Source organism: Nostoc sphaeroides, from assembly GCF_003443655.1.
Classification (GTDB): Bacteria; Cyanobacteriota; Cyanobacteriia; order Cyanobacteriales; family Nostocaceae; genus Nostoc; species Nostoc sphaeroides.
In genome coordinates this window covers 2,169,798-2,196,156 of sequence record NZ_CP031941.1, presented here as the reverse complement: position 1 = coordinate 2,196,156, position 26,359 = coordinate 2,169,798, and the positions used below count along the sequence as shown (strand labels likewise).

Sequence of the window (26,359 nt, the reverse complement as noted above, 5' to 3'; positions counted from 1 at the left end):
TGCTGCGTGTGATCTGGGAGGCTATAAAGTTAAGCTAAGAAGCACTACAAGAAATGGGGCTTTGCCATGATTCATGAGGCTTGGTAGGCGCATCCGCTGTGAAGACTAACTCGCCTTTAGCGTTGAAAACCCACCCAGTCGCTTCAACTATAGGTTCTGGCGTGGGCTTTATTGGATTTGAGGAAACAGACGGACTCTTACGGTTGTCAATGTTGGGGTTGAGAGTGACCCAATCTACTTGAACGGCGTCAGGTGTGATAATGTCTTTGGGATTGGGTGGTAAACCGCCGCGCCCAGCGATCACAAATCGGTTTTGGGCGTAACCTGGACTGTAGCAACCTTGGGCTACTTTAGTCTCAACTGGTATTGTTGGCAACTCAACCAAGCCATTGTTGGGGTCAATATCAGGTGTGTTGAGTTCTACAGTGCCTTGTGTACCAAATTCTGAACTAGCAGTGATGTCACTCAAGAGAGTTGGACTTTCACGGAACTCAATACCATAAATGCCATTGGCTTTGATATCCACTCTCCCACCAATGCCAGTAAAAGCATTGGCACTGATGTCACTATTTTCAGCAGGGTTAGCAACAATGAAACCATTAGGAGCATTAATAGTAATGTTACCGCCGTCTCCACCCTTCTGGTCTGTGCCTGCGGTGGTGGAAATTTCACTACCACGGCGTAGCAGTAAGAGGTCTTTTATTGATAGATTAATGTTTCCTCCATTACCCGACGTCGTTTGCGAGGTAATACTTCCCTGGTCAAGACTCAGAGAGCTTGCTTGTACTTTAGAATCACCTGCTCTTCCAATCCCTGTGCTGCTACTGGTTATCTGTGCGCCATTTTTGATAGTCAACTGCCCAGTTTCAATCGTTAAATTCCCGGCGTCTCCCACGCCTGTGGTTTGAGTTGTCAAGAGGCTGGGCATCTGACGGTCGGCTGAGGTACCATTTAGCTCTATAGAGTTAGAAGCATTCACCATTACGCTTCCTCCTCGTCCCTCGCCCACAGTACGGGCAGACACAAATGCTCCATCCAGGACTTGCAATTTCTCAGTTTTAATTATCAATTCTCCGGCAGATCCGCTACCTGTGCTTCCAACAAGCAGGCCGCTTCTGACCTGACCATTTGCCGATGTTCCAATCAGTTGCACTAATTCGGAAGCGGTCAGACTCAACGTCCCTCCCGACTGAGCCGAACCTAAATTGGAAGCTGAGGCTCTTGCCCCATCCCGGACAATAAAGGAGCGAGTTTCAATCGTCAAGTCTCCAGGTTTGCCGGAACCTTCCCCCAAAGCAAACAGACCACTAGGTATGGGATTATCAGCTGATGTTGATGTTCCAATCAGTTGCACCGAATCAGAGGCTTTTACAAGCAACAGTCCTCCTTGTCCCGAACTAGTCTTAGCACTAGCAGTTGAGACTTGTGCCCCACCCTGAACAATCAATTGCCCAGTTTCAATGCTTACTAAACCGGCATTTCCGGCACCATCAGTCTGAGTTATGATTCTGCTAAAATTCGCACCATTTGCATCTGTTCCACTCAGTTCCACAGAATCAGAGGCTCTTACAGTTACAGTCCCTCCCTGTCCAGAGTTAAAAGTACCAGCTGCTATCTTTGACCCATCCCGGATAATCAACTTCCCAGTGTCAATCGTCAAATTTCCACCAGTTTCGACACCATAAGTTTCAGCTAACAGGCTACTTGCTCCAAGGACTTCCACTAACTCAGAGGCGCGGACGGTAAGTGTCCCTCCTGGTTCGGCACCTGTGTTGTTAGCTAGAATTTTTGAACCATCAGCGATTGTGACACGTCTACCCTGTACCTGGATATTGCCAGTACCTAGTTGAGAACCGACACCTCGTTCAAAACTGGTTTGGACTGTAGCTCCTTTGGTGAGGGATACGTCTGCTAGCGCTACATTATCAGGAAAACTCAAACGCAGATTTTTGTCATCTATATTCAGGCCTACCGTTCCTTCTCCTGCTAATCCTCCCAATTCCACTCGACCATTAAGAACGGACAATTTCCCCCCTTCTAAGTTCACATCACCACCTACCAATAACAAACTTTGATTGGCAGGAAGTTGCAGACCTGTTGTAGATTGATTGGTAATCGATTTGGCAATTTGATTGAATAGCAAAGCTGAAGGATTGACCGTTAGGACTGGGGGAGAATTAGGAACCAAGGCACTGAACAAGCCTTGATCACCAAACCCGATGGCATTTGCTGTTGTTGCTAGAAAAGAACCTCCTATATTAAGTTGGGCATTCGGCCCAAAGATAATCCCATTGGGATTAATTAGAAACAGGTTAGCACTACTTAAGACACCGAGCCTGCCGAAAATCTCGGAGCGGTTACCTCCTGTCACCCGACTAATGATATTCTCAATGCCAGGAGGATTTCTGAAAATGGCTCGTCCTCCTTCTTTAACGTTGAACTCCTTAAAACTGTGGAATAGATTGGCCCCCCGAATTGCTCCACCGTTTATCTGGTCAAGGTTAGGAGAAGATATAACAACAGAACTTTCCTGACCTAAGGTGTTATCGGGTACTATCTGGGCTAGGGCAGATTCGTTGGCTCCTGCGATCGCTGCAACTAAAGCCAATAAGCTTGCCAACCTCAACTGCCACCACTGATAAAATAAGCTTTGAGAGAACACAGGAAAATTCTCCTTAAAGGATATAGCTAATTGAAGAGCTTAGATCCTCAGAGACAAGCTCAATATCGAGACGGGGTATGAAATTAGGCTTGTTCTCAAGAGTGGCGAATTGGGTTCCCTGGAAAGACAAGGCACCAGTGTTGCGGTTGTAACTGAACTCCTTAGTGGAAGTAGCGCCAAACCCAATTGTAGAAATCTGAATTTTGTCGCTCTGCAAGTATCTGAAGTCCTTGATGATGTCAATGCCTTCAGACCTGAAGTTGAAGACAAATGTATCAGCACCAGCATCGCCTGTGAGTGTGTTGTTCCCAGCACCGCCATTTAAGAAGTCGTTACCAGAACCCCCATTTAAGAAGTCGTTACCAGCACCACCAACGAGTGTGTCCTTACCAGCCTCACCAACCAAAATGTCGTAGTCCCCATAGCCAAGCAAGTAGTCATTGCCATCGCCGCCAATCAAAAAGTTGTGACCGGCATTCCCCTCAATTCGATTGTCCAGGGCGTTGCCTATGCCATCAATATCGCTGCTACCTGTGAGAACCAAGTTCTCTAGGTTGTCACCCAAGTTGTAGCTGGACGAAGCCTGAACCGTATCGGTTCCTTGATTCAAGTATTCTATAATATCAACTTTTACGCCATCAATGCCATCAATGCCATCAATGCCATCAATGCCATCAATGCCATCAAAAATGTCATCGCCTTCCTCGCCATAAAGTACATTGGCACCTCCCCCATTCAAATAATCATTGCCCAAACCACCGTACAGTTCGTCACCAAAATTTGCACCACCGTAAAGGCTGTCATTACCCGAACCACCATACAACATATCGTAACCATCGTTGCCATACAGTACATCGTTGCCTTCCAAACCATAAATAATCTCGTCTGCCGAGGTTCCTTGAATTGTGTCAGAACCTGTGGTGCCGTAGATGGATTCGGTTTTTTCTGAAGGAAATACCACGGCTGGGGCAGCTGAAATTACTACATTTATATCTACATGCTTACGGTTGTGATTCACAGGGTCAATACTGATAACCTCACCCGAAAAAAAGTTTTTAATGATGTCAAAACCATCAGTACTATATATATACAAATCTGAAAAGTCATCAAAAACGAGGACATCAATTACATTGTTGAAGATAAACTTATCATCACCACCAAGACCATCAAGGATGTCATCACCTAAATCGCCGAAAATGGAATCAGCTTCTGGAGTCCCAGTCAGATTGTCATTACCAAGGCTACCCTTAATAAGTGCCATGTCCATCACTCCTTCTCAAACTATGGTTCAGTGCAAAATTCAGTTAATTTAACGTGAGCTGACAACGAACGGCATTCGTTATGCCTTAAGAGAAACAATCTAGTTGACCAAATAATTATTAATTCATAATTCATAATTCATAATTCATAAATTTTAAAATGGGTACAGCAGCCCCACGCTCATTTTTAAATCAGTGGTCAAAAAGACAGTGGAGAGTTCAAAGCTCCCACTGATAGCGTTGCGGAAAGCGAGTCCTCGTTCGCGCAGCGTCTCGTAGAGAGCGTCTTTAAATTATGAATTATTAATTATCAATTATGAATTTCTCAATCAACAATGGTTGGGGGTGAGCAATTTCAACGACACCCGGAAAAGCAACCAAGCGCAACCGTAAGTCTTTTACCGGACTAGCACACGCGATCGCAGGGTTTTTTATGTTGAATGCTTTTACCGCACATTCCGCGCGTAGTTTTGTAATATTGTAATAATACAAATATTTTCCTAGCGATAAAGGATATGTCTATTAATTTTATGCCCAATCCAAAAAAGCTACTATTTCTAGAGTCTAGTTGAGGCGAAAAACTTCAACAATTAGACCTTCAGCACTACAGTAAAATACTGGTGTAGCAGCAAGTGCAGAGGCAGGTATTCCCAGTGTGGCTGTGAACATGGAAGCGGCTCCACAAGCTGTAGCCAAAATTCCCCAAAGAGATTTCGCACGTTTGCGGTCTAAGTCTTTCATGATTGGTTCCTTTAAGTTTGTATATGCTTTATCTACAAACTTGAATTGTCCTTTTTCGGATTTTTATAGACTTTATACAAGAAACACGACCTGTCCCGAATGTAATTCAAAGCCGGGATTTGGGTCTAGGTGAGTCAGTCTTAGAGGTTGTTTTAAAAGTATTTCGCTGTGACTTTAGGCACTTATAGCTCCCCCCTAACCCCCCGATAAATTGGCGGAAAAATCAAAGTCCTCCAATTTATCGGGGGATTTAGGGGGATCTAATGGTATTAACCTGGGGCTATGTAAATTCTGGAAGGGAAGTAATTCTGGATGATTTAGCGACCCGTCGTTGTGCTGCAACTTTGGGAATTCCGGCTGCACGTTCAGAGGATGTTTGAAAAGTCCTTCAGCGTGTGTTTCACTACCCTGGCTACCGAGAAACTGCTACGAGAGAATAGGAGTTTTGGGATTTGAGATCCCACCCCTGAGTCGCACTTGAGGCTCAAGCCGACCCTTTTCAAACATCCTCTCAGTTTACCCAGGCACTACGAAAGTTGAACTGTATTTATCTAAAATCTAGTTTCATACTCAACTAGGAATTGATTTTCATCCCCTAAATTAGTTGAGCCTCGCATCAAAATTTCATCATTGAGTCGATAAAGCACGTTATAACGGAAAGACTCATCACTAGAAAGAGGGCGTGATAAAGAGGCAGAGAAATTTCTATTGATGTCAAATACACCTTCTGCTGATAAATTCAGAATTGAAGCTGTCGTTGTTTCATTACTAGTGGTAGGGGTGGGAAATATCCGAAATTCGCTAAAACCAACAGCCTGCCCGATCGCAGTAATAGTTCCTTGCAAACCACCTAAAATGGTAGAACTAGCGAAATTAGTTAGCCCTTGTCCTGCATCTGCTTGACTAAAAGAATTCAGAATCGAGCCACCCAGTAAAGCAACTATTTCTCCCTTACTACGACTAGGTTCACTTGTCAATTCTAGATTGTTGCCCAATTCACTAGCTGGGCCGTTGACCCTGGCTTGAACGGTAACGGTACGTAAAGTCCCGAAGTTGCTAGCAGAAACATCGCTGACTTCAGCAGACAATGGTGATTCCAAAATTTGACTGTTCCTTGCTGATGCTTCCGGTACAATTGCGGTAAGTCGGACATCCAAAGTAGGGTCAAGTCCAAGACTAGGACTAAACCGCGCAGTTTGTTCGTAACCCCGCGCCAAGGTAAACTCAGTGGAAAATAAGCTGATTCGTCCTCCTGTCAAACGAATCACTCCTTCAGGAAGCGGCTTGGCTAATGTACCATTAATCGTTAAGTCACCTTTGGCGTCAAAGCTCAATAGTGGCTGACTCAATGCGGCTCCTCCTGGTACAAAGTCGAGTAGTGATTGACTGGTAACACGAACATTATCGTCTAAACTTAACCTTAAATCTGCAAACTGTATAGGTAAATTGGCTGGAGTTACAGCACTAGCCTTAGTATCTGCTGTAGTCACTGGGCTAGCGTTACTCTCTGCTGTAGGTGGGAGATTAACTTTAATCTCTTCTCTATTTATGACGTTAGTGTTAGTTTGATCTGTAGCTGCTGATTTTGTCTGAGCAGTAGTACTTCCAATGATTACCTGACCATCACTTAGCTGAATCTCTCCAGCAATTACAGGTTTTAATGCTGTTCCGCGAATTACAACATCGCCGCCTACACCACCTTGATATAGTCCTGCAATTTCAAAATTGAGTTTGTCTGCTATTGATACTGTGAGAGGGTTTGATGTTGCTTGCTGAGGCTGAAGAATTGGGAGGATACCTGATGCATTTATTTGCCCCTTATTGTAAGTGCCTTGGATACCTTGGACATTCACTGTATTGCCATTAAATTGCGCTGTCCCAGTGACATTTGTTAAGGGTTCAGATAGGGCTTGGGCGCGAAAAGTTGCATTCTTGAGTGTGGCATTTCCGTTAATAATTGGTTCGTTCAAAGTACCCTGAACGTTTAAATCTACTTGTCCTTGACCATCTACCCAAGCGACTTGATTGTTGGTAAACAGGTTTAACAGTGCCAACCCTTCATTGTTTACGCTGGCGTTGATGCTGATTTGATTGCTATCTGGTTCCACTTTGGCAAAAGGCAAAGCAGCAGGTACGCTACCTGTAATGGTAACTGGCTGCGTTCCTGTCACTAACAAAGTACTGTCAAAATTTAAGCGAGCATTGTTGTAATCAAAGTTTACCTGTCCTGTTTGCACAGGTTGCTTGTTGAGAGTCGCATTCGCCAACGTCACTTGCCCTTGCGCTCTCGGATCTTGTAAACTACCTCCCAAGGTGGCATCAGCATTTACATTACCAGTGATATCTATCGGGTATTTTTCGATAAAAGGTTGGAAAAGCGATAGAGGTAGACTTGCTACATTCAACTTTCCAGATAGTTGCTCAGTTCCTAACTGTCCGGTAAAAGCCACCACTCCTTGATTTATCCCAACACTCAACGGCGAAAGTGTGACGACACCATCAGCAAAATTGCCTTGAGCAACGACTTGATTAATGGAGTATTCACCCCATTGCCAATTAGCACCTTGGAAATTAAAGCCGACATTTAACCCAGATTTTAACGAGCCATTAGCTGTAATTCCTCCGCTCAAAGTACCCGTTAATTCTGCAAGGGTAGGTAAAGATGCAGTTTCATTTCTCTCTTCTTGCTGTTGTTTTGCTACCAATGCGACAACTTTTGAGAAATATGCTAACTGTGTGAGCAAATCTGCCTCAGGTAGACTGACAGACTCAGTTTCAAGTACTTCTGCTCCAGCTAAATTTGGTAGCTGCAACCCGGTACTAAAGTCTTGAAAGTCGAAGATATTAAATGTTTGTAAAAGTCTCTGGATTCTGGCTTCGTCAAAATTAGCTTGAAATTGAAATTGCGGGTTATTCCCTGGTTGCAGATTGCCACTGAGGGCGATATTGCTATCTCCAATTTGCAATTGACCATTAGATAAGCTAGCAGTACCATCGGCATAATTAATGGTGCCGCGAAATTCATCTGCTGTAATTCTTCCAATCCGAGGCTGGGCGATCGCAACATCTCCCGCAATGGCATAATTATTCAGATTGACAACTAAATCCCCCGATAGTTGTCCCGCTAGCGGTTGCAATTGATTGTTCGGTAAAAAGCCTCCAATCAAAGCGATGGGAAACTCTTGAGCGTTGATAAACAAGTTATCTCCCTCTGTTCTACCTGTCGCAACTGCTCCATTTCGTCGAACTAAAAATGAAGTGGGACGATAATCTGCACCCAAGTTCAGCGCAATCCTATCTTGTTTCCCAGCTAATCGCAGACTTGCTCCCTGTCCTCCTTGAAAATTCACGTTTCCCGTTAAAAGCGGGTCAAATGCCAAGTCACTAACCTGGAAATTCCGCAGTCGGATATTACCAGTGGCTTGCGGAACATCTGGAGTACCTGTAACTTGTCCTTTAAAATCAAGTAACCCCGCTAGTTCTACATCACCAGGAATTTCAAAACCAGTATTTTTTAAGTTGAAATTTTGTGCCAGTACATTTAAATTAAATCCGGCAATTTGGGGTGCTACATTTGGTGGAGTTTGAATAGCGATCGCACCATTAGCACTCAATCCTGGGGTACTTGCGTTTTCAACGATAATCTGCTGTCCATTCCACTGAAATTGAGCCGTAAGCGGTTTTGCCAGCAGTGCTACCCCTTGGGAAAGGCGAATTTGTCCACCAGCGCGAATATCTGCAAGCTGGAAAGATTTTGTTGTGCCTGCTAACTGAATATTGCTATTAAGCCGTCCTCGCAGTTGTGGTGAGAACCGATTGAGTTCAATTTGGGAAGCGTTAACAACTCCTTGCCAGCGTTCTTGTGCAAGTTGACCACTAGCTCTGATTGTACCACCTGCAACGTTCAAAACTGCATCGGGGAAAACGATATTCTGTCCTTGTTTGGCAACAACAACTCGTCCGGTGGTGGGATAGGTGGCGGTAGGCGCTTGCACCCGCGCTACTGTTTGTAGATTGCTAAGTGTACCAGAAATATTGGCATTTGCTGATACATTCCCAATGGTGATGGAGGGTGAAGAGTTGTATGCTTTTGCGATCGCATCTCCTGGTAAATTTTGTGCTTGCACATTCAACGCCACCCTACCTTGGGGTGCAAGCTGAAGTTGACCACTAGCTGTTACTTGCCCTCCCACCTCTGGGTTTGCTTGAACGCTAGCAATATTTACATTTAATGGGCTACTTAGAGAACCAGTAACTTTGGCGTTCGCAGATATACCACCAACATTAATTGGAGTTGAAATACCGTAACCTTGAGCGAGTCGCATTTCCTGGTAAACCTTGAGCTTGAATACCTAAAGCTACTTGACCTTGGGGTGCTAGTTGAACTTGACCACTGGCGGTAATTCTTCCCCCGGTTGGCGGCGTTACTTGAACACTACTAATATCAAGATTCAATGGTTGTTTACTAAGTGAACCAGAAACTTCTGCTTTTGCTGAAATATTGCCAACTGCGATCGGTAGAGCAACGCCGTAGTTACGCGCTAGTATATCCCCGGATACACCATCAACTTGAGCATTAAAGATTACGTTATCTTTGGCTCCGATATTAGCTTGACCGCCTCCTGTGATTTGACCACCTGCTGCGGGGACTATTTTCAGATTGGAGACAACAATTTGAGAAGCAGTTTGAGATACATTCAAGCGGAAGTCAGTATTGACGGCTGTGAAGAGAAGGCGGTCAACTTGAATCGGTTTTGTATTGCTTAATGTACCGTTAACGACTGGTTTCTGTAGTGCGCCGCCTACCTTAATATTTGCTTGAACTTCGCCACTAGCTGGGAGTGACGAATTTACATTCAGCGTGTCTAAGATATTTTTCGCACTAACTGGTTTTATTTGAGCAGAGAGATTAAAACCTGTTTGGGTATTAATTGTTCCATTAGCCACAATAGGAACTTTGCCAAAGTTCGTATTCAGATTTTCTAGAGAAACTGTCTGACCTTGAAATAGAAATCTGCCATTAAAATTAGAAACTTGTTGAGGAATCTTGGGAATTTTAGCAACGATTTGATTAGCTGTAGCTGTTCCTATAACGGCTATTTCTGACAGTTTCGGTGGAATTTGAACCCCTAAGTCAGCATCTATTCGCCCTGCTTGTAAGGCAATTGGCAACTCAATTAATCGACTTATATCAGATGCTTGTAAATTTTGTGCTTGCAGCTTGAGGTTAGTTTGTTGAGCTTTTATTTGTGTCTCACCAGAGATTTTAACCGCGCCTCCCCTAGCGAGTTGACCATTAATGTCATAACCAATTCGTTGATTTTGATCAAAAAATCGGGCAACACCACCAAATTGATTTAATATTACTGACCCTTTCGGTCTAGTTGTCCCGGAAGCTGGCGATAACTCTACATTCCCATCTTGAATTTGAAGTGTCTCCAACTCAGTTTGAATAGCACCTTTTCCTTCCCCAGCTTTGACTTGGGCTGTAACCCAGCGACCATCTTTATCCTGTTGGATGTAAACATTGGGTTGAACTAACGTGACATTTAATGCTAGTTTTCGGGTAAGGATGAGTTGTAAGGGCGAGAACTGTACATCTAAGGCTTTTGCTACTACCTGATCTGGATCAGTGGAAGTTGCTGGTATTGATAAAGAGCTAAATCTTAGACTATTTAGTGAAAAACGTTCAACTTTACCTACTTTTACTGGACGTCCAAGCAATTGTTCGAGATTTTGCTGTACTAATGGCGCTAAATCTTTATATATATAGCTTCTAGCCCACCAAGCACCGACTGCAATTCCAACCAGGAAAACGACACCGAAAGCCAAACTGGTACGTCCTAAGAGAAGGAGCCATAAACGACGATTAGGTGGTTTCTGGTTATTTTCTGAATTTGGAGAGTGCGTCATTATCGTTACAATACTTTTATCTGGAATAATCCGAGAGACAGGCTAGTACCGCAAGGCGGAAGTCAAAAGTCAAAAGTCAAAAGTCAAAAGCTTCTAATTTTGAGCTTTATGGCTGTAATAAAACGCTAGGTTTATTTCCGCCAGCCTGTGCTAGTAGCAGTTGTATCAGCCAGTCACAAGTAATATATATCGAGTCACAAATTATTACCCGACATTAGTTTTTCTCGCCTTTCAATTTTGGGATTTAATCTAGAGTATGGTACTTAATTAGCACTTCCTCAATTTGAGCAGTAATTAAAGCTATTCTCTGCTTCACCTTTTGAAAGTCTATACCCGCATTTCTCACAAAACGGTAGGGGCGGGTTCACGAGAGATTCGTGAATGATTGAAGCATATTTGTGAACCCGCCCCTACAGCCTCTGAACTTGGGTTTCATAAATTTGCTGAGAAATCCGGGTATAGTCATCTAAATAGTTGTCTGACAAATTGTGCCTCCTTTCTGTTAGGCAAAGTAGATGATTAGTATGTTTTTTCTCACAATATATATATTGTGAACAACTATCTTTTGTACGAAGAATTGATATCTTAAGATAGATTTTCTTTGCTTAAAGATTATTTATCAGAGTTTAGATAAAAAATCGTCAAATATTAAACTACTCCATGAAAAGTCTTGTAAATATAACTGTGGTTATAAAATTTAACTTTGTATAATATTACCAAGTAGTGATGACTTTTTTATCGTTTTGTGTACAGGTAAAATATCCGTTACAAAACGTAATTGCGTTAGCGACGTAGGAGCGTCATTGCGAATTGCGTTAGCGAGGAACGAGCTTCATTGCGAATTGGTTCACCCTTTTCCCCCCGTAAAGGTGACGCTTTGAATAAAGTAACGATTAAAAAAGGCGTAAATGCCTAAAGCTGGCAGAGTGAAGACCATAGAAGCTGCCATAATGTAATTCCAATAGCTGATGTATTGACCTTTGAAGGTGTTCAGCCCCAAAGGAAGGGTAAACATTTCTGGGTCAAATAGGATAACTATAGGCAGTAAAAAATTATTCCAACTGCCCATGAACACAAAAACTGCCTGTGCTGCGAGTGCTGGTTTTGTTAAAGGTAAGACAATATGCCGGAAAATTCCAAAAGTATTTAAACCATCGAGTTGAGCTGCTTCTTCTAGTTCTTTAGGAAAATTAACGAAAAACTGCCGCATCATGAAGATAAAAGTGGCATTAACCATGCTGGGCACAATCATGCCTTGGTAAGAATTCAGCCAGCCGATCGCTTTTAAAATCAAAAATGTGGGAATTAGAGTGATTTGGGCTGGGACTGCCAGTAATGCCAAGATTAGGAAGAACCAAAAGCGCTTACCCACAAAACGCAATCTCGCCAAGGCATAACCAGCCAGCTGCATATCCCATTTGTAAAACCAGTTATAAGTCCATCTAATCTTGCACTAACTCGACTGTAGCGATCGCTAGTGCATGATTATTTATCGTACTTCGTGTTTAGAACTCAAAACTTTGTTTTCAGAACTGAGAATGCCAAGCTTTTTTTAAAGGTTATTTGAAAAGTATTTTTCGTAACATCAAAGCCTCAGAAACCTAACGCACGGGGCCCCTTCCCTACGTTCGCGTAGCGTCTCCGACAGGAGAAGAGAGGGAATGCAAAGCCTCTCGACCCTTGCCTAACGGCAGGCTGATGGCAACGGGGAGAGGAATGGAAGCAGGGCTTCCAGTATACTTTAGGACTTTTCAAACATCCTTTTAACCCGTGCAACAGAGTGGCTCCCCATGAGCAACTGGCGCTCTACTTCTTATCGCCCGGTGAGTAATAAATTAGAATTTACAAACATCCTTTAAAAATCTAATATTATAATATAAAGTATTTTATTAAAAATAGTGAAGAAAGTTATTATTGTTGGCGCTGGCCCTGCTGGAGTTTTACTGGCACATTATTTATCGCGTCGCGGCACTCAATATAAAATAGAAATCTACGAAGGCCGTAGTGACTTGCAAAAAGTTTCTTTGGCTAACTCTAGAACTATTCCTTATGGCATCAATGAAAGAGGACTAAGAGCTTTGAGGAAAATAGAGGGGTTAGAAGCCGCAGTTAAAGCGACTTGTGTACAAAATCATGGTAGTATAATATATCAAAAAAATAAAATATTAGAGAATCGGTCTAAAAGCAACTATTCATTTAACACTGACCGAACTAGTTTATTAATAGCTCTGTTATCACAATTAACTAAAAAATCCGATAACAAAGTTGAAATTTATTATGATTGCAAATGCACTAGTGCTGATTTTGAAAACAAAACTATAACCTTTGAGAAAGTTAAAGAAACAGTACCAGAAAATCAGACAGAAAAGTTTGAGGTTGATTATGACCTATTGATTGGTGCAGACGGAGCGCGTTCAATAGTGAGAACGAATTTTCTCAATACCGAGTTTTTTGAATTTCAGCAAGAGTATGCTTCTGCTTGCTACAAAACAGTTTTCTTATTAAGTAACAAAGAAAAAACAAGTAAAAAATTAAAACCAAACTACCTTCATGTATGGAGAATAGAAGAAGGTATTACTTTTGGAATAGTGCCTCAACTAGACGATAAGTTTATTGGGATTTTATTCTTTACAAAAAAGACAAATAAAGTAGTTAATTTATCTACTAAAGAAGAGGTAATGACATTCTTTCAGCAGAATTTGCCAGAGGTTGCGCCGCTAATTTCTGAAGAAGAAGCAGAAGCTTTCCTGAAAAGACCGATAGGAACACAATTAAGAACACGCTGCGATCGCTATCATTATGGTGACAGTGTGCTAATTCTTGGAGACGCTGCTCATGCTATTTCTTCGAGTCTTGGTCAAGGTTGTAATAATGCTTTTGAAGATGTGCTAATCTTTGATAGCCTTTTAGATGAGTATTCTGATGAATGGGCTATTGCTGTAGAGCAGTTTACTATCCGCCGGCGACCAGACGCATACGCCTTATGGGAAATCGACACAAATGTTATACCTGCATCTAAAACTTTATTTACTGAATTTCTCTTAAGAGAAAGTCTTGCAAAGATGATGAATAAACTATTTCCTCAGTTTTTTATGCCTCCTTTGCGAGAATTATTATCTGCTAGTACAATTCCCTACTCAGATATTTTTAAGTCCTATCAAGGTTGGATATTAAAAGTCAAAAATTATAATAAAAAGTTTTTGAATTAAACTAGAATTCAGGAGTCAAAATTCAAGAGTCGGAATGCCAAGCTTTTTCTCGACGATTACCATACCTGATGACCATGAAATGAAATAAAGTCTTCAATGGCAGAAATTATCATCATCGAGTTAATATTTTTACTTTTTAAGTAAGTATACGTAATTACTCCATTGCTTTAATGGTTGGATGTTGGGCTTCAAAGTCTTGCAGTACTTGCCTCAAGAGTTTTTGTTCAACAGGAGAGCCTCCCCAACCACTGAGTTTAATGGTGACTGGGGTAGATGCTAACGGTTTCCTTGGTAATTGTAGGCTTTGACAAGCACTAATAGCGATCGCGATCGCCATTACCAGTCCCAAAAAATTAAACAATCTTTTTTTGACGTGAAAAGTCAGATTATAGTAAATGCCCAAAGTTTTTACACCAAAAAGAAGTAACCTATATAAGTTAATAGAGAAGGAATTTATTTTGTGTCAGAGCAACTTAAAGATCAAGTTGCCATTGTTACAGGTGCTGGAAAAGGTATTGGTCGGGCAATTGCCTTGACTTTTGCTCGTGAGGGAGCGAATATTATTATTGCTGATAAATCTCCACAGTTAGCCTCCCAAACCTACCAAGCCATCAAAGCAATTGGCAAAAAAGCGATCGCAGTAACAACTGATGTCACCCAAGAAGAATCAGTTGTAGAAATGGTCAGACAAGCACTGGAAGTCTTTGGTAATATTGACATTCTGGTGTCCAATGCTGGCATTCAGCGTCGGTATTTTGTTGCTGACTTGCCGCGTGAAGAATTTCAAGCAATGCTAGATGTTAATTTACTTGGCGCTTTCCTCACCTGCCAAGCAGTATTACCTACGTTCTACACTCAACAGCAAGGCAATATCATCCTGATAGCTTCCGATTCAGGTAAACGTGGTTATGCATATAACTCTGCATATTGTGCCAGCAAATTTGCCGTACTTGGTTTTATGGAAGCATTAGCTGATGAAGCACGTTCCTATCGAGTCCGGGTTAATGCGTTGTGTCCTGCTGGGGTGAAAACTGACATGGGTAAGATGCTACAAGAAGCAGATGGTACCTCAGTTAATGACACCTACTTTATGGAAGCTGAAGAAGTAGCAGATGTAGCATTATTTTTGGCTTCGCATCAATCGCGTGCCATTCATGGGCAAGCAATCAATGTTTACGGCGGGGTCGATTATCGTCTCACAAGATAATTTTGGGTAGCGACAGATTACTAACAAGATTCCCGACTTCTTAGAGAAGTCGGGAATCAGAGCATTTCAATTACTCTTTTGCAAACCCAATCAATCATCAGTTGGATCATCGATCATTTCTGGTACTAAAGCTGGGTTACTTTTACGTTCTTCTGGTGATTGCTCCCGAATAACATCGTCTATTCTCGCAGGATGCTTGATTTTGTCCAGTACCTCTGGATCTAGTTGCGATGGATCGCCTTCTGGACTAGACTTTTCAGCTTGACTAGGAACTGTTTCCTTATTCATCACTATTTCCCCAAACTTATACGCCAAGCTTAAGTTCTTTTGTGATGAAGTACACACTATCTTGAGACTTAATTTCACACAGTGGTGGGTAAGAAAAGCGATAGCCCCTTGTAGACCAAAGATGATTCACTAAACTAAATAGTCTTTACTATAAAAAACGTAAATATTCTGTATTCTCTGTTTCACAAATAGGAAATAAACAGTGTTACCAAAAAAGCCCCCCGCTACCAATCAAACTCAACGCTGGACATTTGCTCAACTTTTTGGACTGGTAAAACGTAATCCCTTGATGATTTCGCGGTGGGTGATCTGCTGGGTAGTTGTAGGCATTGCTGGTGGTCTATTTGCTGCGTTGTACTGGAATGTTTTAGAACTTTTAACTCACCAGTTGCAAAAAGTTGAAGGTTTTAGCCTCCTGATAGTGATGCCACTAGCTGGTTTAGTTATCGGGCTAGTGATTCATTTTTTAGGAAATCCCGGTGAAATCGCGGTGATTGTTGATAATATTCATTTTCGTGGCGGACGCCTAGATCCGCGTAAGAATCCCTCAATGATTCTTGCTTCTTTAATGAGCATATCGGCGGGCGGTAGTGCTGGCCCTGAAGCACCACTGGTACAGGTAACAGGTTCTTTTGGTACTTGGGTTGCCGATCGCCTAAAACTCCAGGGTGAAGACCTCAGAACCATGAGTTTAGCAGCGATGGCGGCTGGCTTCACTGCCTTGTTTGGCGCACCTCTTGGCGGTGCAATGTTCGCCTTGGAGATTTTACACCATCAGCATATTGTGGAATATTACGAAGCCTTGATGCCAGCTATTGTTTCGAGTTGCGCTAGTTATTTGGTATTTGCAGCAATCACACATCTAGGAATTGCGCCGACTTGGCATTTTCCCCAATACCATTTAGACAAGATTGATGATTTTGCGATCGCTATTATGTTCGGCATCATCGGGGCGGTGGCGGGATGGATTTTTATCGGCATTTTTCGCGGCTGCGATTACTTGTTTGCCCGAATTCCCGGCCCTATTTATGTACGCACAACATTAGCAGGGTTCGGGCTTGGCACTTTAGCAGTTTTATTACCCCTAACCCGTTATTTTGGACATGAAGAGTTAGAGTCAGTCCTCACTACTAGCTTTGGTGCTGTTTTTCTCTTAACTCTTGCTTTTGGTAAAATGGCTGCCATTAGCATTACGGTAACAGGTGGGTGGCGCGGTGGATTCATCATCCCCCTGTTTTTCACTGGTGCTTGTATTGGTAAAGCAGTAGCAGTTTTAATTCCGGGAATTAATCCGGCCCTTGCGATGATTTGTACAATGGCGGCTGTTAATGCAGCCGTAACGCGCACACCTATAAGTACGACTTTGCTCCTGTCAAAACTGACTAATTTGAGTCCTTTGACGCCAATCCTTTTTGCCAGTTTAATTGGATTTTTTCTTGCGCCCAAAGTTCCCTTGATTGCAGCTCAATTGAAGTCTCAAAGAGAAGCTACTGAATGAAAGGGTAGCTAGTGGTCTGTCTCATAAGTTCTGATTGATTAGTTTGTTACCAAAACCCTGTAGAGACGCGAAATTTCCCGTCTCTACAACCCCGCAAAATTAATGGGACAGACCACTAAATTCTTTCTTCCAGGTAGCGAGAAATTGCACTGTCAAGGGACGGCATAAATTCACCTCGGCTGCTACCAAGAACGCTGTAAGTTGGGCGGGGAGCTGTTAAACCTAGTTGTTCTGTGGGCACAGAAATTAGATTGGTGACACTGACTCCAGCTTGTTTAGCTGCTAACCGTGCTAAATCAGCCCAGGCGATCGCACTCTTGTTCGCCAAATGCCACAGCCCACACTCGCCGTCAATTAATAAATCTAGGCTAACATTAACCAAATCTGGTACATAAGTAGGTGAAACAATTGCATCCTCTGCGGCAATGAAATTATTACCAGCACTAAGCTGACGCAGAGCGATCGTGACAAAGTTATACTCATCCCACGGGCCAAAAAATGCACTGGTGCGAATCACCAGCGCTGCGGGATAAGCCTGCAATACCAGCTTTTCTGCTAAAACTTTACTGCACCCATATACATTGAGAGGGGCAACGGTATCAGTTTCGACATAAGGATTGGATACAGCACCATCAAATACCAAATCTGAGGAGAAAGTTAATAGGGCTACGTTATGTTCAGCGCAAGCAGCAGCTAGAATCGCTGGGCCTTCGGCGTTCACTTGCAGGCAAAGATGGGGTTCACGTTCGGCATCGTCTACCCGCACGTATCCAGCAGCGTTCACAACCGCCCACGGCTTCAACTGGGTAAACATTGCATCCACAGAGGCAGGATCGGTAATATCCATTTCTTGGCGCGTCAGCAGGTGAGATGAAATTCCGCGCACTTCGCACAACCGAGCAAAAGCTTTTCCAAGAGTTCCTCTAGCACCAACGATCGCCAAGGGACGTATCAATTTTGGACTTCGGCTACGCTCAGTCGAACGATTTTGGACTTCGGCTTCGCTCAGTCGAACGATTTTGGATTTTGGATTATTCGACGAGATTGTGGGATTTTTTGTATGACAACTGACTGTTGGGTATAATAGGCGCTGTTGTCGATGCCACCAGCCAGGGGTTTCAAGTAGCGGATGATTTAGTTGATGCCCATTTGCTAGATCCTGCACCATTTTAGCGATCGCTGTTGGTCGAGGATGTGGCGATTCTCCTCTTGAGACGCTGCGCGATCGCAAATCAAATACTCCTGGCTCGTAGTAGCCCTGAGATTTTGTAACTAAACTATTCCAATCGTAGCTGCCAAGGAGCGCCCAAGCAGTGACAGCGCGGATATCTACACCTTCAGCTTGTAATTCCTTCGCCGCATTCCACACCTCGTAAAGCCAGCGTAGCTGCTCCTCACGGGTGCAGCTAATATGAGCTTCGGTGACAGCAAGGGGCAGGTGATAGCGTTCCCATGCTTCTAGTAGCAATGTACGTGGGCCTGCCAAACCCTCAGCACAAACTCGCACCGCCTCTACATCTGCATACTTATCTCGTCCATTACCACCATGCGTCCAAACTGGATAATTTTCTGTATGCTCATCCAAAAAGCGTTCGCTGGTTAAATAATGGTTAATCCCAATGATGTCAGGGGGACAAGTATTTTCCAAAAATGTCTCAAGTTCAGCCTCACTAATACCACAATTCTTTAAATAACCCCACATTGAATGAGTTGGGTTGATTCGACCGCATAATAAATCAAGGCTCAACCAACGGCGATCGTTCTCAAATTCTGCTTGATATTCTAATTTCGGTGTACTGTAAATCTTACCTAAATCCTCGGTTTGCACTAGTTGAGCGCTAGGGTTAACTTCCCGGATTGCCTTCATTGCCAAGGCTACACCGCGACACTCTCCCAACAAAGCCCGGGCGAAAGTTAAATCATCCCGCCCGTGAGGATACCAGTGCCCATACATTCCACTGAATCGCGCCGTTGTCAGTGGCTCGTTTACAGGTGTGTAATATGTCACCCAAGGATAGCGATCGGCAACTGCACGGGCGAATACAGCTAGTTTCTCTGGAAATTCTGGGTCTACCAAACTCGTATCCCGTGGGCCGCTACCATGATGCACTAATCCCACAATCGGACAGATGCCGAGTTCGCGCAAGCGCCCCAGTCTTTCATCAGCCCAAGACCAATCGGCATTTTCTAGCCCATTAGGTGCTATCTTTTCCCACAATACGGGGTAACGGATAGCTTTTATCCCTAGTTCTGCAAACAAATCTAAATCATCTAAGCGCGTTGCATGACCGTTGCGTTCCAGCTGGTCTAAATATTCATCACCCACGCGATTAACTGTACACTCTACACCAGCCCACACTTCCAAGGGGAGTTGTGAATTATTCTCTCTCAAGACGTTATTCATCGCGTCTTTACTTGAGTTAAAGACAAAAGTCATAATTTACACAACGAAAGCTTCTATTACCTTTATCAAGACTTATGCAGACAATAGCCAAAACCTTTTTTCAGGTAGGGGCAATTCATGAATTGCCCCATAGCGGAATGGCACTAAGTTAAAATACAGCCCTTGCCTTGACTGGTTCCTAGCCTCCAGGCTGGGAACCCATGCTGGGAGGCTCCGCCTCCAGTGGCTTGAGGTGAGGTAGAACCTCTCGGAATACATTCCCAGCCTGGAGGCTGGGAACGAGGCACAGTTTCTTAGTACAGCTTTGCGTAAAATCGTAGCGTTTTTAATGCAAGGGGACGCATTGGCATTGTCAGTCGATGCGTTGGCATTGTCAGCCGATGCGTTGGCATTGTCAGTCGATGCGTTGGCATTGCACGGTATTACCAAATTTAATTCACTACGAATTAATAAAATGCTGTACTTAGTAATCACTAAATCATCTGCCAGTCCCATAAAATTGCCAAGACGAATTTTGTAGAGACGCGATGGATTACGTCTCCACTTTAAAAAATTGCAGCCTAAGCAATACCTGTCCATAATCAACATCAACAAACTCAAGCCTTAACCGCTATTTGTTTGTATGTTGCTAAAGCCTGTGCCACACAATGATCCATGTTGAGATACTTGTATGTAGCTAGTCGTCCCACAAAATGCACACCTGATGTTGACTCAGCCAGAGCTTTGTATTGTTTGTAAATTTCCTGATTTTCAGGACGTGGCACTGGATAATAGGGGTCGCCCTCTGCCTTGGGAAACTCGTAAACAATACTAGTTTTGGAGTGTTCCTGTCCGGTTAGGTACTTAAATTCGGTAATTCGGGTATACAGTTGTTCGTTGGGATAGTTAATTACTGGCGCTGACTGAAACACAGGGGTGTGATGGGTTTCGTGTTTGAAATCTAATGAGCGATAGGGTAGTTTACCGTAGCGACAATCAAAAAACTCATCAACTGGCCCAGTGTAAACCATCTCGCGGCAAGGTATAGCTTTCTCGATTTCGCGGTAATCGGTGTTAAGCATTACCTTAATATTCGGATGATTTAACATATTCTCAAACATCCGAGTAAAGCCGTGCAGTGGCATTGCTTGGTAACTATCTGTGAAATATCGGCTGTCGCGGTTGGTACGGGTGGGAATTCGGGCAATTACTGTTTTGTCAAGTTCTGAAGGATCGAGTCCCCATTGTTTGCGAGTGTAGTTTTTGAAGAATTTTTCGTAAAGTTCCTGACCAACTTTACTAATTACTACATCTTCAGAGGTACGGATGTGTTCTCTCGGTTCTGCAACTGACTGAAAAAACTCTTCCGCCTGGAATGAATTGAGGTTCATTCCATAGAGTTTATTGATGGTGTCAAGGTTAATCGGGATGGGAACGAGTTGTCCGTCTACGCTGGCTAGAACATGATGCTCGTAAGAACGCCAGGGAGTGAACTGTGAAAGGTATTCAAATACTTCGCGGGAACTGGTATGAAAGATATGGGGGCCGTATTTATGTACGAGAATCCCGTGGTCGTCGTAATGGTCGTAAGCATTACCGCCAATGTGGTTGCGCTTGTCTACAACCAATACTTTTTTACCGGAATGTCTCGCTAAACGATCAGCGAGAACGCTACCAGAGAAGCCTGCACCAACAACTAAATAATCAAATATAAAGTCTCTGGTAATGATGCTTGGTGCTTCTGGGATATTTGTTGAGATGGGAGATTTCCCATTTTTACCATTACCATTAGTTGTGGTATCTGGTGTGGTTGCGAAGCTCTTAAAGAGCGGCTGCGCCAACGCAGATTCTATCAACTGCATCATCGATCCCCAAGTCCGATCCCAAGAAATCTGCTCTAAGAATGCATCTACCCGACTCAACCATCCTGATGCTGGGGTATCTTCTTGCAATGCCTGTTCTGCGGCGGCGACAAACTCTTCAGTCGTGTCTGCAATTCTGACTAGCTTCAAGTCTCCATAAGGACGTACTACATCTCGAATCGAAGTAGAGACTACAGGTTTACCTGCGGCTAAATACTCTGGTGTTTTAGTCGGACTAATAAAACGTGTTGACTCGTTTCGCGCAAACGGCAACATTGCCAAATCCCAACCCGCTAGATATGCAGGCAAGTCTTTATAGTCTTTACCACCAAGATAATGAATATTTTCATGCTGTGGCAGAGTTGCTGGGTCAATTTTCACAACTGGCCCAATTATCACTAAATGCCAATCAGGGCGAGCCTCGGCAATTCCAGCTAGTAATTCAATATCCATCCGCTCATCAATTACACCAAAGAAGCCAAGGCGGGGATGAGGAATATTTGCTTGGTCTGCTGGTTCTTCTTTAAGGGTTCTTCCTTGTCCAAAGTGGGCTACATCTAGACTACTAGGAAATGCATAAACGTTTGGATGCTGGTTTACTTTACTTTCGTAAAGGCTTTGTCCGCCTGTAAATACTAGGTTTGCTCGACGAAATAGTTCTGCTTCGTAGTTCTTTAAAGTAGGGGATGCTCCTTTAAAGGCAGACAATTCATCCATGCAATCGTAGATAACAGCTTCCGGTTCTAAATGGCTTGTCCATGCGATCGCCATTGGTGTATAGTACCAACAAATGTACTTAGAGATATTATACTCTGCAAATAACCCATCTATTAGTACTTTTATATCTGCGTTTATTGCTTCTTCACTTAGACCTTCTGGTAAATAGGGAACAACAACTATCACTCCACTTTTGTCTTCACTAACGTCCAATCGCCCCAATGGTTCCCGGCTAAAAATTGGCTCTTCGATAAAGAACACTCTCTTTTTTTGAGCGCAGCGACTTAAAAGATGTTGTGGTCTTTGATAGACAAAATTCCAACGCAGATGAGATAAGCAAACTATATCAGGCGTATCGGTAAAAGCTTTTGTTGACCGAAAGTTTTTGTTAAATGAGGATAAATTGAGTGATGATGTAGTTAACGATTGCGATTTAGCTGTCTCTGATGATTTTGTTTCATTTAGTGTTGGTGACACAATATGAGTCACACCGTTGTTTTGTGCTTGCACTTTATTGCTTGGCATAGATTATTAACTCTACTTGCAGAATATTGGACTAACAAGTTCTGTTTCTCGTAAGAATTAATTTTATTATTTGCTTTTTTTAATTACATATTCATCTATCTAAATATAGTAATTAAAAATTTTTGTATTATTCTTAAGTATTAAAATTATAACATTAATAATACTTATTCTTGTGCCAATTTTAGCTAAATATATAATTAGATATACGCCAAAAGGGTTATATGTTCGTTAATTTTGTAAGTAAAGATTAAAACAAAGTAGATTAAAGGTATAAAAAATGGAACTAATTTAACCGAGTACCGTGGGTTGAAATCCCCCGGTTCAATAATCGGCAAGTTTTAGGTCGGGGTCTAAATCCCCGGACGCTCGAAGACTCGCTAACGCAACGCTTACACAAAACTTAATTACGAATTACGAATTATTTTAAGTATCTGCTACAGATGTTTTATAGTTACTGCTCAGAAATATCTGATGATGTCTAAGCAAGTCGGTAAGAATAAATCAAACTAGATTAACAATTAACAATTCAAAATTAAAGACATTAAAATCTATAGGAATATGATTTAGCAATCCGATTTGATTTCTGAATCACTGTAGAGGTAAGGGACTGGGGATTGGGGATTGGGGACTGGGAAGAAGGAATAAAGGTGTACTGAGTTTTGTTCAAAAATTAAATATGAGTCCTATTTTATTTCTGAAAAAATCTAAGTAGTATGTAGTATGTAGGGTGTGTTATGGCGTAGCCTAACGCACCAAAACTTTTGGGTGGTGCGTTACGCCAAAGGCTAACGCACCCTACGTATATTTCAATACAGCAGTTCCGGCAGCTATGAGGTACATTCTCAAAGCTGAAAGTCATGCTAAGAGAGGGGCAAGGAGAAAAACTGTATTGCATAATTGCGGGAAGCGCTGTAATCAAATATGAGTCCTATATATCTCAATACGGTTCAGTTAAAGCCAAAAACCTTGATACACGTAGGTTGGGTTGAGGAACGAAACCCAACATTTGGCGGGTTTGTTGGGTTTCGCTGTCGCTCAACCCAACCTACAATTTTCCTTAACTGAACCGTATTGCTATATATCTATCAAAAATTTAGACTTTTTGCTGCTCATCTAAACTAACTAAAATTGTCCAATTTTCCGGCTTTGGAGTGGAACTTTTGAGCAATTGTTCAATAATATGATTTATATCGTTTGATTGGATCAAGTCGATTTGAGAAAAAATTACATTTTATTTGGGGTTCTAAACACCAACAAGAACCAATAGGTAGGATAGTGCAACAAAGGTAAGTAAGGGCATGGCAATGCCATGCCCATACGATAAATCTATATGTATCAAGGTTTTCGTGAATTGGTATTAATCCTTGGAAATCAAATTGATTTACAGGCGATCGCCTGTGGTGTCCAAGTGGGGCCTTCGCAATATGGGCCATCTGGTGTCCAAATGAGTTTATCTAAGCACATTCGCCGTGCATCCATGTTTAGATCCCACGCATGGTAGACAATGTACTCAGTCTGACCATCGGGGGCGACAACAATTGAGTTGTGTCCAGGCCCTTTGACACGATCAAGAAGCGAACGCAACACCCGTGGCCCCGTTTCGTTACCGAAATCAGAATAAGTCCCCATCACATGATCCGCAACTCCATAATCTACACCGTAGTCCTCAGTTTCCCAGCGCCCACCACTATAAAAGCAATAATATCGACCTTCATGTTTACGGACACAGGGGCCTTCTAAGGTATGCCAATCAAAATGTTCACCATACATCAATCGGTTGGCTAAAAATCGTTGCCAATCGGAACGTGCCCGTAAAACGACTTTCCCGACACCGCAGAGTTTCGTCATATCTTGGAGTCGGTCTACAAAGAGGGCAGTGCCAGCCCGCACGCCGCCTTCTGTGTCTAAAAAATCACGAGCATAAAATAAATACCATTGCCCATCATCATCACGGAATGGGTGGGGGTCGATGGCGAAGGAGCAAGAATTCGGATCTACAAGTGGCTCACCAACATCTTTATATGGCCCCAAGGGAGTATCGCTGGTGGCAACACGCAACTGATGATTCTTGTCCTCGTGTCCTACAGAGTAGTAGAGGTAGAACTTGCCATTAGAATAAGCAACTTCCGGGGCCCAAAAATTATCGCCAAGGGAAGGGTCTGGCCGTAACAGGGCGTTATCTACAAAATCCCAATTGATGAAATCGAGAGAGCGTAATAGAGGGAAGACACGTAGTTTTGCGATTTCGTCTACCATTCCTTCCGCAACGGCAGCACCAGTGCCGATCGCATAGTATACACCCTCAAATTCCCAAACAAAAGGATCGGCAAAATAGCCTTTGTAGACTGGATTGGTATAAGTTAACATCTCGGCGCTCGCTATAGCGTGTTAACTCAATTCTTGAGGAAGTGCGATCGTAAAAACAACTATCTTTATGCTGGTTCGCGTTCTTGAATTTTCCGGCATTACTGAATTTGAGTCCTTGACAAAAATACGAAAACTCTAGAGCATCGATTCAGTAATCAAAAATCTAACCCCGCAGCCTCCAACCCTTGTAACCAACACTCCGCATCCAGAACTTTCACATACCAAGCAAGCGGGTATATTTAGTACATAAGAAATAGCTATCAGGAAATTTTACTAATCCTAAATGAGAATTAATAGTATTAAACTTCAATTCAACCTAGTAATGAGACATCCAATCATTTTCGCGGAAATCATTACCAAAATCAGGTGATATGGGAATTATACTTCTTTTAGTTGCAAAACAGCATAGGTTGTGAAGCCCACCTCGACGTGGTGTATATGGATCTGGATAACCTAGTTCATGGGCAATAACAGGGTCTATTGGATAATCTTTAATTGTTTCCTCTAAGGCTTTGGCTGATGAAACTCCAAATCCCATACCATTTATAAAACGTGAATAACTATCAAAAAAAGCTTGAACATAATAGGGATTTATTAGGTCTTTTTCATATATCCTATAATATCCAGAATCATTATAATTGGAATTGCAATACTCTCCTACCCTCTCAACATCCTTTGCAAAGAGCATTCCTACGATAGTGGCATATCGCATACTTTCCTCTAAAACTACAAAAGTAAAAATATCTTTTGTGTAGGAACCATAAATACAACTTCTGCTAATGTGCCAATGTTTACGCTTCTTGCTTTTAGATGTTTCTAAATAAGTTTTTACATCAATACGAAACTTATCACCTGAAAAGGGCATTTCGTACAAATAATCATAGTGATCTGGTGTATCTCTAACCACTAAATCAATATTACTTAGGGGCAAGCGACGCTCACTTGCCCATGTTTTAAATGCAAACTCACCAACTTTACCTTGTGTTGCATATTCAACATTATTAGGGAAAGTTTCTTGCGCCCATTCTCTAGCTCTTTCTACATCTTCAGAAAACACAATTACGGCATTGTTACTGATAATATGAGTTTCATACAAATTTTTCCAAAATTCATGATCATTTTCCCTACGTGCATCTCTCAGGGCAAAGCGCATATAAGAAACTGCCTTGGCGTATTTCAGTAAATCTTGTTCATTTACCTCAGTGCTGCCATCTGTAAAAGCAATTACGGCTGGCATTATTACATCTTCTCCATTTGAGCCTTGTTTATTTGGCAGTAAGTAATATGTATTACAAGCTGGATTACCGTGGAATTTACCAAGCTCACTGTATATAATTGGGCATTGTGTACGATAGTCAACATCAGTAATTTCGGGAATATCATAATCAAGAGCTAATGGCATCCACGAATATTGGTATCCACCCTTTTCAGCACAACTCTTCAATTCTTGAATATAATTCCCAGTAGCATTGTAATGCTCACCAGAGCTAGATATTTCAAAGTTTAAGCTACCAAACTCTTCAGGTATGTAGGACATAATAATATTTATACAAAAAATCAGCAGATTTTAAGTATATTTGCTATTTTAAACTGAGGCAATAATTTTCTAATCTTCTTGCGCCATAATTGGCCCAAGGAGTTCGTTTAACACTTATCGGTTAAAAATAAACTCTTCATCAAAAAATCATGTATAGTATGCTGCACCCAGTCTTGGTAGATATGGGTGCA

At 42.4% G+C, this 26,359-nt stretch carries 15 protein-coding genes and 2 pseudogenes; 4 read left to right on the top strand and 13 right to left on the bottom strand.

What is annotated here, in order from left to right:
• Positions 1-34 precede the first annotated feature (34 nt).
• The 7 genes and pseudogenes from D1367_RS09870 to D1367_RS09845 form a co-directional block, all read right to left on the bottom strand.
• Positions 35-2,662, bottom strand: coding sequence for a beta strand repeat-containing protein (locus D1367_RS09870; RefSeq protein ID WP_181985129.1), 2,628 nt, complete (start codon positions 2,660-2,662; stop codon positions 35-37).
• A 13-nt stretch (positions 2,663-2,675) separates the two neighbouring features.
• On the bottom strand, positions 2,676-3,923 hold the full coding sequence (locus D1367_RS09865; protein WP_181985128.1) for a calcium-binding protein: 1,248 nt from the start codon (positions 3,921-3,923) through the stop codon (positions 2,676-2,678).
• Positions 3,924-4,224: 301 nt separating this feature from the next.
• Positions 4,225-4,413, bottom strand: a complete 189-nt coding sequence (locus D1367_RS09860; RefSeq protein WP_225892300.1) for a DUF3122 domain-containing protein — start codon at positions 4,411-4,413, stop codon at positions 4,225-4,227.
• Between the two features lie 72 nt (positions 4,414-4,485).
• Positions 4,486-4,662, bottom strand: a complete 177-nt coding sequence (locus tag D1367_RS30670) for a hypothetical protein (protein ID WP_181985127.1) — start codon at positions 4,660-4,662, stop codon at positions 4,486-4,488.
• Positions 4,663-5,213: 551 nt separating this feature from the next.
• Positions 5,214-8,987, bottom strand: coding sequence for a translocation/assembly module TamB domain-containing protein (locus D1367_RS09850; RefSeq protein ID WP_420845980.1), 3,774 nt, complete (start codon positions 8,985-8,987; stop codon positions 5,214-5,216).
• Positions 8,947-10,575 (bottom strand): AsmA family protein, encoded by a 1,629-nt coding sequence (locus D1367_RS33290; RefSeq protein ID WP_420845979.1) that lies wholly within the window; start codon positions 10,573-10,575, stop codon positions 8,947-8,949. Before D1367_RS33290 ends, D1367_RS09850 begins: the two co-directional genes overlap by 41 nt.
• A gap of 847 nt (positions 10,576-11,422) precedes the next feature.
• Positions 11,423-11,980: pseudogene (locus D1367_RS09845) on the bottom strand (carbohydrate ABC transporter permease); the annotation flags it as partial.
• Between the two features lie 493 nt (positions 11,981-12,473).
• Between D1367_RS09845 and D1367_RS09840 the strand changes: the two are divergent.
• Positions 12,474-13,784, top strand: coding sequence for an FAD-dependent oxidoreductase (locus tag D1367_RS09840; RefSeq protein WP_181985126.1), 1,311 nt, complete (start codon positions 12,474-12,476; stop codon positions 13,782-13,784).
• Between the two features lie 166 nt (positions 13,785-13,950).
• Here the strand turns inward: D1367_RS09840 and D1367_RS09835 are convergent.
• A pseudogene (locus tag D1367_RS09835) lies at positions 13,951-14,121 on the bottom strand (ABC transporter substrate-binding protein); the annotation flags it as partial.
• Positions 14,122-14,244: 123 nt separating this feature from the next.
• Here D1367_RS09835 and D1367_RS09830 point away from each other — a divergent pair.
• Positions 14,245-14,991 (top strand): SDR family NAD(P)-dependent oxidoreductase, encoded by a 747-nt coding sequence (locus D1367_RS09830; protein ID WP_118166261.1) that lies wholly within the window; start codon positions 14,245-14,247, stop codon positions 14,989-14,991.
• 90 nt (positions 14,992-15,081) lie between these two features.
• On the opposite strand, the gene D1367_RS09825 is transcribed toward D1367_RS09830, so the two are convergent.
• The gene (locus D1367_RS09825; RefSeq protein ID WP_118166258.1) at positions 15,082-15,279 is read right to left on the bottom strand and encodes a hypothetical protein; all 198 of its coding nucleotides are present in this window, start codon (positions 15,277-15,279) and stop codon (positions 15,082-15,084) included.
• Between the two features lie 202 nt (positions 15,280-15,481).
• Here D1367_RS09825 and D1367_RS09820 point away from each other — a divergent pair, with 202 nt between their 5' ends.
• Positions 15,482-16,777, top strand: coding sequence for a chloride channel protein (locus D1367_RS09820; protein ID WP_118166255.1), 1,296 nt, complete (start codon positions 15,482-15,484; stop codon positions 16,775-16,777).
• Between the two features lie 115 nt (positions 16,778-16,892).
• On the opposite strand, the gene D1367_RS09815 is transcribed toward D1367_RS09820, so the two are convergent.
• Positions 16,893-19,214: a family 1 glycosylhydrolase gene (locus D1367_RS09815; protein ID WP_228674568.1), complete on the bottom strand. Its 2,322-nt coding sequence runs from the start codon at positions 19,212-19,214 to the stop codon at positions 16,893-16,895.
• Positions 19,215-19,509: 295 nt separating this feature from the next.
• Between D1367_RS09815 and D1367_RS30665 the strand changes: the two genes are divergently transcribed.
• A complete protein-coding gene (locus D1367_RS30665) occupies positions 19,510-19,701 on the top strand; it encodes a hypothetical protein (RefSeq protein WP_181985125.1) in 192 nt (63 codons plus the stop codon).
• Positions 19,702-19,777: 76 nt separating this feature from the next.
• Here D1367_RS30665 and glf read toward each other — a convergent pair whose 3' ends face one another.
• The 3 genes from glf to D1367_RS09795 all read right to left on the bottom strand — a co-directional run bounded on the left by glf (position 19,778) and on the right by D1367_RS09795 (position 26,168).
• Positions 19,778-22,264: a UDP-galactopyranose mutase gene (glf, locus tag D1367_RS09805; RefSeq protein ID WP_118166251.1), complete on the bottom strand. Its 2,487-nt coding sequence runs from the start codon at positions 22,262-22,264 to the stop codon at positions 19,778-19,780.
• Positions 22,265-23,635: 1,371 nt separating this feature from the next.
• Positions 23,636-24,631: a glycoside hydrolase family 43 protein gene (locus D1367_RS09800; protein ID WP_118166249.1), complete on the bottom strand. Its 996-nt coding sequence runs from the start codon at positions 24,629-24,631 to the stop codon at positions 23,636-23,638.
• A 316-nt stretch (positions 24,632-24,947) separates the two neighbouring features.
• Entirely contained in the window at positions 24,948-26,168 is a 1,221-nt protein-coding gene (locus D1367_RS09795; RefSeq protein ID WP_118166246.1) for a hypothetical protein, read from the bottom strand.
• Positions 26,169-26,359: the final 191 nt, after the last annotated feature.

Excerpts from the sequence above, each read along its gene's own strand:
- D1367_RS33290 (WP_420845979.1), bottom strand. The coding sequence starts at position 10,575 with ATGACGCACTCTCCAAATTCAGAAAATAACCAGAAACCACCTAATCGT.
- D1367_RS30670 (WP_181985127.1), bottom strand. The coding sequence starts at position 4,662 with ATGAAAGACTTAGACCGCAAACGTGCGAAATCTCTTTGGGGAATTTTG.
- D1367_RS09825 (WP_118166258.1), bottom strand. The coding sequence starts at position 15,279 with ATGAATAAGGAAACAGTTCCTAGTCAAGCTGAAAAGTCTAGTCCAGAA.
- D1367_RS09815 (WP_228674568.1), bottom strand. The coding sequence starts at position 19,214 with ATGACTTTTGTCTTTAACTCAAGTAAAGACGCGATGAATAACGTCTTG.
- D1367_RS09865 (WP_181985128.1), bottom strand. The coding sequence starts at position 3,923 with ATGGCACTTATTAAGGGTAGCCTTGGTAATGACAATCTGACTGGGACT.
- D1367_RS09800 (WP_118166249.1), bottom strand. The coding sequence starts at position 24,631 with ATGTTAACTTATACCAATCCAGTCTACAAAGGCTATTTTGCCGATCCT.
- D1367_RS09850 (WP_420845980.1), bottom strand. The coding sequence starts at position 8,987 with ATGCGACTCGCTCAAGGTTACGGTATTTCAACTCCAATTAATGTTGGT.
- D1367_RS30665 (WP_181985125.1), top strand. The coding sequence starts at position 19,510 with ATGCAAGGGGACGCATTGGCATTGTCAGTCGATGCGTTGGCATTGTCA.
- glf (WP_118166251.1), bottom strand. The coding sequence starts at position 22,264 with ATGCCAAGCAATAAAGTGCAAGCACAAAACAACGGTGTGACTCATATT.
- D1367_RS09795 (WP_118166246.1), bottom strand. The coding sequence starts at position 26,168 with ATGTCCTACATACCTGAAGAGTTTGGTAGCTTAAACTTTGAAATATCT.